Annotated in this window: 12 protein-coding genes; 4 read left to right on the top strand and 8 right to left on the bottom strand. The window is 44.5% G+C overall.

Annotated elements, in window-relative coordinates; genetic code table 11:
- Positions 1–4: 4 nt before the first annotated feature.
- The 4 genes from msbA to AC13DA_RS08525 are packed head-to-tail and all read right to left on the bottom strand — an operon-like array spanning position 5 to position 5,116.
- Positions 5–1,759, bottom strand: coding sequence for a lipid A export permease/ATP-binding protein MsbA (msbA, locus tag AC13DA_RS08540; RefSeq protein ID WP_007146677.1), 1,755 nt, complete (start codon positions 1,757–1,759; stop codon positions 5–7).
- 3 nt (positions 1,760–1,762) lie between these two features.
- Positions 1,763–2,182, bottom strand: a complete 420-nt coding sequence (locus AC13DA_RS08535) for an ExbD/TolR family protein (RefSeq protein ID WP_007146676.1) — start codon at positions 2,180–2,182, stop codon at positions 1,763–1,765.
- The gene (locus tag AC13DA_RS08530; RefSeq protein ID WP_007146675.1) at positions 2,157–2,813 is read right to left on the bottom strand and encodes a MotA/TolQ/ExbB proton channel family protein; all 657 of its coding nucleotides are present in this window, start codon (positions 2,811–2,813) and stop codon (positions 2,157–2,159) included. The genes AC13DA_RS08535 and AC13DA_RS08530 overlap by 26 nt, the downstream gene beginning before the upstream one ends.
- A 56-nt stretch (positions 2,814–2,869) precedes the next feature.
- Positions 2,870–5,116, bottom strand: coding sequence for a DNA internalization-related competence protein ComEC/Rec2 (locus AC13DA_RS08525; RefSeq protein WP_284451056.1), 2,247 nt, complete (start codon positions 5,114–5,116; stop codon positions 2,870–2,872).
- 44 nt (positions 5,117–5,160) lie between these two features.
- On the opposite strand from AC13DA_RS08525, the gene AC13DA_RS08520 reads away from it, so the two are divergent.
- Positions 5,161–5,697, top strand: coding sequence for a DUF2062 domain-containing protein (locus AC13DA_RS08520; protein WP_273179775.1), 537 nt, complete (start codon positions 5,161–5,163; stop codon positions 5,695–5,697).
- Here AC13DA_RS08520 and lolD read toward each other — a convergent pair.
- The 3 genes from lolD to rpiA all read right to left on the bottom strand — a co-directional run bounded on the left by lolD (position 5,680) and on the right by rpiA (position 8,339).
- Complete coding sequence (lolD, locus tag AC13DA_RS08515; protein WP_273179778.1) at positions 5,680–6,366, bottom strand: lipoprotein-releasing ABC transporter ATP-binding protein LolD; 687 nt, start codon at positions 6,364–6,366, stop codon at positions 5,680–5,682. The genes AC13DA_RS08520 and lolD overlap by 18 nt on opposite strands.
- Positions 6,359–7,606: a lipoprotein-releasing ABC transporter permease subunit gene (locus AC13DA_RS08510; RefSeq protein WP_284451057.1), complete on the bottom strand. Its 1,248-nt coding sequence runs from the start codon at positions 7,604–7,606 to the stop codon at positions 6,359–6,361. The genes lolD and AC13DA_RS08510 overlap by 8 nt, the downstream gene beginning before the upstream one ends.
- Before the next feature lie 67 nt (positions 7,607–7,673).
- Positions 7,674–8,339 carry a ribose-5-phosphate isomerase RpiA gene (gene rpiA / locus AC13DA_RS08505; protein WP_273179782.1) on the bottom strand — a complete coding sequence of 222 codons (666 nt, stop codon included), beginning with the start codon at positions 8,337–8,339 and terminating at the stop codon, positions 7,674–7,676.
- 162 nt (positions 8,340–8,501) lie between these two features.
- Here rpiA and ilvA point away from each other — a divergent pair, with 162 nt between their 5' ends.
- Positions 8,502–10,016: a threonine ammonia-lyase, biosynthetic gene (gene ilvA / locus AC13DA_RS08500; RefSeq protein WP_284451059.1), complete on the top strand. Its 1,515-nt coding sequence runs from the start codon at positions 8,502–8,504 to the stop codon at positions 10,014–10,016.
- Between the two features lie 48 nt (positions 10,017–10,064).
- On the opposite strand, the gene AC13DA_RS08495 is transcribed toward ilvA, so the two are convergent.
- Positions 10,065–10,754: an SIMPL domain-containing protein gene (locus AC13DA_RS08495; RefSeq protein WP_284451060.1), complete on the bottom strand. Its 690-nt coding sequence runs from the start codon at positions 10,752–10,754 to the stop codon at positions 10,065–10,067.
- Between the two features lie 157 nt (positions 10,755–10,911).
- Between AC13DA_RS08495 and pgl the strand changes: the two genes are divergently transcribed.
- On the top strand, positions 10,912–11,622 hold the full coding sequence (gene pgl / locus AC13DA_RS08490) for a 6-phosphogluconolactonase (protein ID WP_007146667.1): 711 nt from the start codon (positions 10,912–10,914) through the stop codon (positions 11,620–11,622).
- Between the two features lie 2 nt (positions 11,623–11,624).
- Complete coding sequence (glk, locus tag AC13DA_RS08485; protein ID WP_284451061.1) at positions 11,625–12,611, top strand: glucokinase; 987 nt, start codon at positions 11,625–11,627, stop codon at positions 12,609–12,611.
- Positions 12,612–12,613: the final 2 nt, after the last annotated feature.

The raw sequence follows: 12,613 nt of genomic DNA, 5'->3' as shown, positions 1-12,613 counted from the left end.
ATGCTTAGTCATCCTGAAACTGTAGACGGTATAACTCTGCGTAATGTTTCCCGTTTGCCAGTAATTCCTGATGGGTACCGGTTTCAAGAATTTCGCCGTCATGCATAACAATAATTTTGTCGGCTTTTTCAATGGTGGATAAACGATGCGCGATGACCAGGGTAGTACGTTCACGCATCAGCTCTTCAAAGGCTGCCTGGATATGACGTTCTGCTTCGGTATCAAGTGCTGACGTGGCTTCATCAAGAATCAGGATGGGTGAATTACGTAACAGTGCTCGGGCAATAGCCAGACGTTGTCGCTGCCCCCCCGACAGAAGTACACCGTTTTCGCCCACTTCTGTTTGTAAGCCTTGCGGTAATTTTTGAATGAATTCCCAGGCATGAGCCGATTTTGCAGCTTTTATAATGGCTTCTTCACTCACTTCACCCGCTTGGCCATAACTAATATTGTTAGCTATGGTGTCATTGAATAATACAACCTGCTGATTGACCAGTGATAATTGTTTACGTAAATCTTTTAGCGTGAGTTGACTGATATCTACGCCATCAATCAGAATTTGACCTTTTTCAATATTGTAGAAACGAGCGAGTAAACTGACCAAGGTGGTCTTACCACTGCCAGAATGACCAACAAAAGCGATAGTTTGGCCCGGCTTAGCCATAAAACAAATATCATTCAGCACACTGCCTTTGCCTTCATCATAGCTAAAGCTGACATGACGATATTCAATTTCTCCCTTGGCACGATCCATGGTCAGTGTACCGGTGTCATGCTCTGGCTCTTCATCCAGTAAGGTGAAAATACTTTCTGCAGCGGCAATACCTGCCTGTAATTTAGAGTTCACTTTTGTCAGACGTTTAAGTGGTGTAAGCAGCATAAACATCGCCGTGATAAAGGAAATAAAGCTACCGACAGTAATCGAGTTCAGGACTTCTGGTAAGGTGGCCAGATAGATCACCACGGCAAGCCCTAAGACGGTAATCAGTTGAATGACAGGTTCACTGGAAGCATCGGTGGCAATTTTTTTCATTTGTTGGCCACGATTTTTTCTGTTTATACGGTCAAAACGTTCTGTTTCATAAGCCTGACTGCCAAATGTTTTGACTTCACGGTGTGCTTCAATAATTTCGCCACAGACATGACTGACATTGCCCATCGAGCCCTGAATTTCTTTACTGATCCGACGAAAACGGATACTGACAAAATAAACAAGAATGGCAACAAAGGGCACGGTCACTAAAATGATCAGAGATAGAAAACCATTCAGATAAATCATCCAGGCAATCAGACCGATAATCGTTAAGGTATCGCGGATAACCGTCAAAATCGCATCGGTGGCCGCTCCGGCAACTTGTTCAACGTCATAAAGTAACTTTGACATTAACTGTCCAGAGTTATTTCTATCGTAGAAACTGGCTGGTAGGGTAATGAGTTTTTCAAACATTTCTTCGCGCAAGGTCTTGATAACGTTGCGTGCAATCCAGCCAAGGCCATAGGTGGTCAGAAAGTTAGCCACGCCACGGATTAAAAATAAGCCGATCAGCATCAGTGGCACATACTTGATGGTGGTGGGATCTTTTTCTACAAAACTACCATCGAGCAGAGGTTTCATTAACGCCGCCATCCCGGTTTCTGTGCCGGCGAAAGCAATCATAGCAATAATGGATATTACAAAAGCCAGCCAGTATGGCTTAACGTAACTTAATAGACGTTTGTATAACTGGACTGCTGTCAGGCTGACAGGTGTTTGACTCATTGATTATTCCGCAGTTGTTTGACGTGTTGCCAGGGTCAGTTTGGTATAGCCTAATTGTTGTGCTGTATCCATGGCTGTGACGATAAGTTGATATTCAGCTTTGGCATCAGCACTGATAATGACATGAGGATCTTTTTGTTCCCCCACCACGCGTTTTAATACAGCGGCCAAGGCTTCAGATGTGACTGTAGCGAGTTCCTGATCATTTACCAGCACTTTACCATCTGCCTTGATCACGATATCAACAGGCTCAGCCTGTTCCGTCATTGCTTCACCGGTCGCTTCGGGCAAATCAACTTTTAGTGAGCTTTCACGAATGAAACTGGTGGAAACCATAAAAAACAATAAAAGCAGGAAAACGACGTCAATCATCGGTGTCAGATTGACATCTGGTTCCTCAGATCGTTTTGGTGATAGATTCACGTCTTGCTTCCTCATCTGGATCATACTGACGATCACCATGCAGAATCTCGATTAACTGCATGGCTTGTTCTTCCATCCCAACCACGAGCATATTGATTTTACCGCGGAAATAACGGTAAAAAATTAAGCTTGGAATGGCAACCACAAGGCCGGTAGCCGTGGTGATTAATGCTTCTGATATACCGCCAGCGAGCACTTCAGGGTTGCCTACACCTGCGGTGGTAATCACGGTAAACACTTTAATCATGCCAAGTACCGTACCCAATAAGCCAAGTAGCGGGGAGATTGCTGCAATGGTTCCTAACGTGTTGAGATTTCGTTCTAAAGCTACAGTGACATGACGACCAATGTCCTCAATACTCTCTTTGGTGATTTCCCGTGAACTATTACGGTTCAGCAGTCCGGCAGCCAGAATCTGGCCCAGAGGAGAATTGCTTTGCAGAGCTTTGATGCGATGTTCATCAACTTGATTAAACTTTAGCCATTGCCAGATTTGTGTGATTAATTCTTTAGGGGCAATGCGTTTTTTTTGAAGACTCCAAAAACGTTCTGCGATGATAGCAATGGCGATGACCGAACAGATAAATAGCGGGATCATCAACCAACCGCCTGCTTTAAACAATTCCAGCATGATGTCAGTCTCAGTTGTTTAAATGAAAATAGCGCTCATGATACGTGAAAATTGTCTTACTCAGTAGCTTTCGACGTCCACAATTGTTCTTCATGCTGACGCCATAAAATGGGAGCGTCGCTGTTGCGGAAGAGGATCGCTCCATTCCAGTCGGTTCGGAGAATCTCACTTTTTACGGTACTGTAGCGTTGGACAATGTCTTTCACCGGAAAACCATAGCGATTACGAAAGCCAACAGAAAAGACAGCGTATTTTGGCGATACGGCGTCGATAAAAGGCTGGCTTGAGGAAGTTCTGCTGCCATGATGAGGCACAAGTAAAATATCTGATTTCAGCGCTTCGCCATAGTGCTGAACTAATGCTTGTTCTCCGTGTTTCTCAATATCGCCTGGTAACAATGCGGATAGATTCTTGCCGTGTACTCGTAGTACGCAAGAACGTTCATTTTCTGAGCCAGCTTGAGTAGGAAATGGCTGTAATACGGTGAATTCAACCTCATCCCACTGCCAGTGTTGACCGGCTTTACATAGACGGGTGTCGATATTAGTGATGCTTTGGCTAACCATGACCTTATCTACAGCAATATTATTGATGACCCCCTGTAGTCCTCCTATATGGTCATTATCCCCGTGACTAATGAGTAATGTATCAATATGATCTATAGCGTGGTAGCGTAAGAAGGGAACAACAACAGCTTCTCCTGTGTTAAAACTCTCGCTGTATCGAGGACCCGTATCGAATATCAGTGTGTGATGTTTTGTTTCTATGACCGATGCTAAGCCTTGACCTACATCCAAAACGGTCAGATAAAAATCACCCGTATCCGGGCGTTCGGATTCGTAAAAAAGTACTGGTATTAAGAATACTAACGCGAGATATTTTCCAGGATGCCCTCTGGGTAGTAAAACGAATAAGATGGCCAATAAAAGCATGAATAACAGTGGCCAGGGATAAACAGACGTAGTCCAACTGGCAAAAGACAGATCACTTAAAAATGACAAAATATGCCAGAGTATATTGAGTAAAAAGTCAGCTGCATAAAGCAATATTGCAGCTAATGATGAGCTCATAGGTAAAACGATCATCGCCAAAATAATCAGCGGTACAACCAATACACTTACTAGTGGTATAGCAATCAGATTCGCTATTGGGGATATCAACGACACATCGTTAAAGAAAAGAATCAGTAATGGGATCAATCCCAAAGCCATTAAAAAGTGAATCTTTAACCAAGCAAGTCTGATAGCGGGAAAACGCTGGGTAAAACAAAGCAAGATAATGGCAACAGCAGCAAATGATAACCAAAATCCAGCACTTAACAAGGCAAAGGGATTAATTAGCAACACCAAAATACAAGCCAGTGACAAAATATGTGAAGGATAGACCGACCTTTTCAGAAACAGGGCTAACATGGCGAGGCTTATCATTACTAAAGCTCGTTGTGTTGGAATGGACAAGCCAGCAAGACAAGCATAAAAAATAGCCACTGTCAGTCCTCCCACCGCACCAATCCGATGTGCAGGTATGCGAAGAGTATTAAACGGTGTATAGCGCCATAAGCCACTTATCAGATAAAAGCCTAAGCCGGCGGCTAAACCAATATGTAGCCCGGAAATCGCCATCAGGTGACTAGTGCCGGTTTGCCGCAGAACTTGCCATTGCGACTGACTGATATCGTCACGTTGACCAATTGCCAATCCGAGAATCAATGGCAATTGGCTTGCTGTAGGAATAATGGATTGAATGTGTTGCTGAAGCTGAAAGCGCCAGTCATTAATTTGCCAGTATTTGGATTTAACCAGTCGTTGGTTATCTGCTGTTTTTTTGACATACCCCGTCGCGCCGATGCTTTGGCTGAATAACCATTTTTCGTAGTCAAAGCCACCAGGATTCATCATGCCAAAAGGCGGTTTTAGTTTGACCGTCAGTTGCCAGCGTTCTCCGGCTTTGGGTGTGTGTTCAGGAGGAAAATACCAACTTAACTTTATTTTTCTGGGTAGTGACGGGGCCTCTGGCAGAAATTCAAAGCTGATATGATCCGGATATGTTTCAGGGATAGAGGCGATAAGACCTTGTACCTGCGATACTTTTACAGGTGCGTCTGCGGCCAGTTTATTTTCAATGGCGAATTGTGCTTGATATGCACACCATAATAGTCCGACAATAAAACCCAATATCCATATTTTTCGATAGCAGATAAATGTCACTAAACACAGTAGTAACAAGCTTCCGGTTACTAAAGGATAGCTTACGTACAGACTAAGCAATGTGCCGAGCAAAAATGCAATGGCAGTTTTATTCATATATCCCTATAATGACGCCCGACTTAGCATGTTACTGAGACGCCATGCCTCGTAAATTCCTAAAACGCATCATGCCAGATCACAACACGATGCGCGAACATCCACATCTGCGTAAGTTTGGTCAGAGATTAACTGAACCACGTTTATGGCATACCAACCGTCGTTCCATCGCTGGTGGCGTGGCATTAGGTTTGTTTGTCGGATTTATGCCGATTCCGGGGCAGATGTTTGTTGCCGCGGCATTAGCCATACTATTTAGAGTTAATTTGCCGATTTCTGCGATGGGCGTTTGGATTACCAATCCTTTTACCATGGCCCCCATCTTTTTCTATGCTTATAAACTAGGTGCCTGGGTTTTGAACGAACCGATGGGCACACCTGCCTTTAGCCTGACCTGGGAATGGTTTTCACAAGAGTTTTTATCGATTTGGCAGCCCTTACTGCTCGGATGCACAATTTGTGGTGTGATAGCGGCAATAGCGGGCATTATTTTTGTAAGGTTGGGTTGGCGATTAGTTGTTATCCATACCTGGACACAACGTCAGCGCCAACACAAAAATAAATCAGGCTCCGGCAGCTAAGCAGCCGTCAATCAAGGTGAGTTGCTGATCCATTTTGGCTGCAAGCCCGGTATCGTGGGTGACAATCACCAGTGCAGTGCCAAAATCCTCATTTAATTTCAAAATAAGATCAAAGATGGCTTGAGCGGTACGATGATCTAAATTACCTGTAGGTTCATCAGCAAGTAAACACGCCGGTTCTGTGATTAAGGCTCTGGCAAGGGCTGCACGCTGACGTTCACCACCGGATAATTCGCTGGGTTTATGCTGAAAGCGGTGGCCAAGTCCGACTTTATCAAGCAGTTCAGTCGCACGTTGTTGTGCTGATGAGGGTGACATGCCACCAATCACTAACGGCATGGCGACATTTTCTACAGCGGTAAACTCTGGCAGCAAATGGTGAAACTGATACACAAAGCCCAATTGTTGATTTCGCAAGCGACTGGCCGCTTTATTTTTCATAGCATGGATATCATTCCCCTGAACCAGCACCTGACCTTCCGTAGGTGAATCAAGGCCGCCAAGGATATGTAAAAGTGTACTTTTACCCGAGCCAGAACTACCGACAATCGCAATACGGTCGGATCGGTTAACCGTTAAATTAATGTTATTAAGAACATCGGTTTTTAACTGGCCATCAGTAAAGGATTTTGATAACTGGCTGGCAGATAACACTGCTTGATTAGTCATAACGAAGCGCCTCGGCCGGTTTAATCTGTGATGCACGCCATGAAGGGTAAAGCGTGGAAAGAATAGATAATACAAATGCGGTAATAGCAATGACGCTGACATCACTCCATTCCAGCTGTGATGGCAAACTACTGATGTAGTAAACATCAGCAGGCATGAACTGATAGCCAATCAGTTTCTCTAAACTAGCGATTAAAGACTCGATATTCCAGGCCAGCAGCACACCACCGACAACACCCATGGCGGTACCAATTAAACCGATCAAAGTCCCTTGCACCATAAATATGCCCATCACGCTGCCAGGATTCATACCTAAGGTCCGTAATATAGCGATATCCGATTGTTTATCTGTGACCATCATTACTAAGGTTGACACAATATTAAATGCGGCAACGGCCACGATAAGCATCAAGATCACAAACATCACGGTTTTTTCCGTTTTTAATGCACGGAAGAAATTCGCATGTTGGAATGTCCAGTCAGCGGCACGGTAGTTAACAGGGACATCCTGCATTAACTTGCGTAATAGTTGCGGCGCTTTAAACACATCATCGAATTTTAAGCGTAAGCCGGTGACGCGACCGGGTATTTTGAATAATTTGGCGGCATCGTTAATATTCATCACGGCCAGCCCGCTGTCATATTCATACATGCCGATTTCAAAAATACCGACAACAGTCAGACGTTTCAGACGTGGTATCACACCAGCAGGTGTGGGGCTGACATGAGGCGTAATCATGGTGATTTTGTCGCCGGTAGTCACGCCCATGGCTGAGGCTAAGTCTTTACCCAGTACAATACCAAAGCTACCATCTGTTAAGTCGGCTAATTTACCCTGAATAATTTTATCGCCAATGGTCGATACTTTTTGTTCCAATTCAGCGTTAATTCCACGAACCAGGGTGCCACGTACGCGACTTCCCTGACTCAGCATGGCCTGACCTTCGACAAAAGGGGCTGAGGCAATCACATCCGGATCATGTTTGATCAGGGTTTGTAAGCCTTGCCAGTCTTTTAATGTGCCATCCTCGCCAGTAATAAAAGCATGGGAAGTCATACCCAGGATGCGATCTTTCAGTTCTTTTTCAAATCCGTTCATCACGGAAAGTACGGTGATTAATGCCGCAACACCCAGAGCCACACCGAGCATGGACGTTAGTGAAATAAAAGAAATGAAATGATTACGACGTTTGGCGCGTGTATAACGCATGCCGATATAGAGACTGAGCGGTCTGAACATAATGTCGCCAATGATGAGAAAAAAGAAAACTGATCCCGCTGAGCAGGATCAGTCCATATTTAGCCTTTTATGATTTCGCGAATACGGTTTTGGTTCCCTCTGGCGAACCCAGTAACAGAACATCCGCTGGACGCATCGCAAATAAACCATTTGTGACCACACCGACGATATCATTCAGGGTTTTTTCTAACTTAATCGGTTCCATGATATCTAAGCCATGCACATCTAGAATCACATTGCCGTTATCGGTGATAACACCTTCACGGTAAACAGGCTGACCACCTAGCTTAACGATTTCACGGGCAACGTAGCTGCGTGCCATCGGAATCACTTCAACAGGTAAAGGGAATTTACCTAAGACATCGACTAATTTTGAAGCATCAGCAATACAGACAAATTGTTTACTGGCTGCAGCAATGATTTTTTCACGTGTTAATGCGCCGCCACCGCCTTTTACCAGTTCCAGTAAGTGATTCGATTCATCTGCGCCATCGACATAGACTTCAATTTCATTGCAGTCATTTAGATCAAAGACTTTAATGCCGTTAGCTTCTAATTTTTGTGTAGAGGCTTCAGAACTTGATACTGCGCCTTCGATACGATCTTTAATCGTCGCCAGTGCATCAATGAAGTGATTAACTGTCGAACCGGTACCCACACCGACAATACCATCGCCTTTAATATACTCAAGCGCTGCCCACGCAGCTTGTTTTTTCATTTCATCAGCATTCATATGCAGCTTCCTTTGTTTCAAATCACTTAAAAATTATCCCGGCAATTATAGAGATAAATGACGGTCAATGGTAACGTAAGCGATTGCTTAGAAAATGATGGCTGAATTTAGCTGTCTATAACTAAGTCTTTTTTTAAACATAACTGACTGATTTGGGCTGAAATGCTAACTGGATACGTAGAAAAAATTCTTAAAGCTCGTGTTTATGATGTGGCGAATGAAACGCCTCTTGATGTCATGCCTCGTTTATCGAAAAGACTTAACAATACGATTTTACTCAAGCGGGAAGATCTTCAGCCGGTTTTTTCATTTAAATTGCGTGGTGCGTATAACCGCATGAGTCAGCTATCGGCTGATGAACGCGAACGCGGCGTGGTTTGTGCTTCGGCGGGAAATCATGCGCAAGGTGTGGCGCTGGCAGCCAGTAAAATGAATATTCCTGCTTTGATTGTCATGCCGAAAACGACGCCACCCATCAAGGTCGAATCTGTTCGTGCTTATGGTGCTGAAATTAAATTACATGGCAATAGTTATGATGATGCCAGCACTTATGCCCTAGCTGTTGCCGAGAAAGATGGCCGAACCTTTATTCATCCTTATGATGATCCGCAAGTCATTGCCGGGCAGGGCACGATTGCGATGGAAATTATCCGTCAGCATCCTGAACCTATTCACGCTGTTTTTGTTCCCGTTGGTGGTGGCGGTTTAATTTCCGGTGTATCGGCTTATATCAAAGCGTTTTGGCCAGAAATCAAAATCATTGCTGTCGAGCCGGCTGATGCGGCAAGTTTGAAAGCCGCACTGGAAGCTGATGAACGGGTCAAATTGGATCAGGTAGGCTTGTTTGCCGATGGCACGGCGGTCAGACAAGTGGGGGTCGAACCCTTCAGAATCTGTCGTGAAACAGTGGATGAAGTCGTCACCGTCAGTAGTGACGAACTATGCGCTGCTATTATGGATATATTCCAGGACACCCGTTCTATTGCTGAGCCATCGGGCGCGCTCGCTGTGGCCGGTGTGAAAAAATATCTAGCACAGAACCCGATGGAAAATCAGCAACTCGTTGCGATTAATAGCGGAGCCAATATTAACTTTGATCGCCTTCGTCATGTTGCTGAGCGTTCTGAGATTGGTGAGCGCAGGGAAGTCTTATTTGCCACCAAAATCGATGAACAGCCGGGTAGTTTCCAGAAATTCTGTAAAACACTGGGTGAACGAGGTATTACCGAATTTAACTATCGCTACGCAGATGAGCAAAAAGCGCAGGTATTTGTCGGCGTGCGGATGAATGGGCAGGAAGAAGAACGACAGCAGTTATTTTCTCAGCTGGATAATGCTGGCTATGACTGGGTTGATTTCACTGATAATGAAACTGCGAAACTACACGTTCGTTACATGGTGGGAGGGCATGCGCCTCAGATCGAGAATGAACGCTTAATTCGATTTGAATTTCCTGAGCGACCTGGCGCTTTACTGCGGTTTCTGACTCGAATTGGTCAGCGCTGGAATATCAGTCTTTTCCATTATCGCAACCATGGTGCTGATTATGGTCGCGTGCTGGTGGGTATTCAGGTTGGAGAAGACTATAAGCAGGAGTTTCAGACGTTTCTGGATACGCTGGGATATACCTACTGGGAAGAAACCGATAACCCGGCTTATGCACTGTTTTTGAAATAAGGGGATATCCGCGGTGATGTCCTTCTATCACCGCGGATATGACAGGATTTATTGATTCAGTTTGATACTGCCACGGACGTTGACGGAAATTTCGTTACTACCTCCGGCTAATGCGGCTGGTGCGCCTTTCATTTGCATATCAGCGGACATCATATTGGCGCGTTCCATCATCGGCATTGGGTTAAATGCATTACCATCAATGGATATAGACACGATTTCATAACCACTGCGATCAAATTCGCTGCTGATAAGTTTCGCTTTATCTCTAAATTTGCTGATCGCCTGTTTGAGCAAGTCGGTTTTCACTTGTTCAGCTCGGTCATCTGACACCATAAACTGCATAGATTGGATATTGGCCAAGGTATTGATATCAGCAATAAATTGGCTCATTTGGTCAAACTGGCGTGTTTCCAGAGTCAGTTGTTGACTGACGCGCCAACTGGCAATTTTGCCATCATCATAGATAGGCTGGGTGGAGTAGTTGGATGTTTCGGCTTTAATGGCGTTGAAATTTTTAACGGCATCCAGAACAAGGGCTGTTTTTTTATTCACCATATTGGTTAATTTGGCTGGATCTTTTCCTTGCTCAAAAACTTGCAAGCGGGTGATGAGTTCATCATTTTCAACGTCCATGCTGGCGCTGGTATCAAGGGTCACCATGCCTAGTTGTAGGACGTCTTCAGCAAAACTGAGCGGGCTGATGGCTAAAAGCGAAATGAGTGCCAAAGTTTTTTTCATAGATCCTTCCTTAATTGTATAAAAAATGCTGCGTATTTTAAGACTAGCTCAAAAGCGTTAAGTTTTGATATATCATGCTAAAAATTCATTTAGGAATTGTGGTGTTTAATCGCCACAATTTCAGCATAGTTTAAATAATCAGAAATTGAGGAACACAATGAAAGCAGAACAAAAAATCCTGCCTGATGCGACGAGTTTAATTACCGCTGCAGCAGAACATTTTGTCAGTACAGCGCGGTCAGCGATTGCAAAAAGGGGTGTTTTTTATGTGGCACTCGCAGGTGGTTCTACGCCAAAAGGTTTATATGAAAAATTAGCGACATCACCTTATATCGAACAGATTGACTGGGCGCGGGTACATTTATTTTTTGGTGATGAGCGATGTGTGCCTGCCACACATGATGACAGTAATTTTAAGATGGCCCGTCAGGCCATGATCGATTTAATACCGATCCCGGCAGAAAATGTGCATCGTATGCCAACAGAAAGTGGTGATGCAGCTGATGTAGCAGCACGATACGCCGATACTATGAAAATGATCATGGATGGTGCGCCGTTTGATTTAGTCTTGTTAGGCTTAGGGCCCGATGGGCATATTGCTTCATTGTTCCCTGAGACACCAGCTTTAGAGGTCACTGACACGCTCACGGCAAGCCTTTATGTGGAAAAATTTGATTCATGGCGAGTGACTATTACCTATCCCGTTATTAACGCCGCGCGTCAGGTAATTGTATTTATTGCTGGCGAAGCCAAAGCGGCGATCGTCAATGATATTACAACTGATGCTGTCTCTGGCCTACCAGTACAGCGTCTGGCGCCGGAGAATGATTATTACTGGTTTATGGATAAAGCTGCTGCGGGTCAGTAGTGATGTCACGTATGCTGGCCGTTGATGTAGGTGGAACAAAAACACTATTTGAGTTATCCGATGCTGATGGCCATGTTTTATCTAAGCTCAGATTAGATAGTCAGCGCTTTGATAGTTTTGATGCGATTCTGGCTGCTTTTATTGAACAGCTGCCACAAGCATATTCGATTGATTCAGCCTGTATTGCGCTTGCTGGCCCGGTCAGTGGTCAGTATGGACAAGTGACAAAATTACCCTGGAAGTTAGATGCGAGCTTGATTGAGAAGCAATTCTCAATCAAGCGTGTCACCCTCTGTAATGATTTTGAAGCGGTGGGTTACGGCATTGCCAGTCTTCAGTCAGCGGATTTTGAAACCATACAAATTGGAGAGCCTAGTGAAATTTCGCCCCGCGTTGTCTTAGGTGCAGGCACCGGACTAGGGCAGGCGATATTGATTCCTGACAATGGTGACTGGCGAGTTTTTCCGACAGAAGGCGGACACGTTGATTTCGCACCATTAGATCGGACGCAACAGCTTTTTCTGGAGCATCTACAACAACGTCATGGTCATGTGTCTTATGACCGTATTGTCTGTGGTAGCGGTCTTGTTAGTCTTTATCATTTCTTACGTGACTATAAACAAATTGACGAAAATAATGCTTTGCGATTAGCCATGGTTAATGGTGATGCGGCATCTGCTATTAGTCAGTTTGCGCTGAAACACAATGATGTTCTAGCAAATGAAGCCTTAGACATGTTTGTAGATATTTATGCGGCGCAAGCCGGGAATTTAGCGCTGACAACACTTGCTCGAGGTGGTGTTTATCTGGTTGGCAACATTCTGCTGAAGAATATGGCTAAGTTTAGATCCCCATCATTTATCAACAGCTTTGCTGAAAAAGGCCGTATGACGACGTTGATGAAGCAGATACCGATCCATATCGTACTTGATGAGGAAGTCGGTCTGAAAGGTGCGCGCTTATTGGCACAAAAAGCCATGTATAATTAAGC

The sequence above is a fragment of the Methylophaga sp. F-2 genome (genome assembly GCF_056859315.1).
This window is presented reverse-complemented; position numbering and strand designations above follow the sequence as displayed.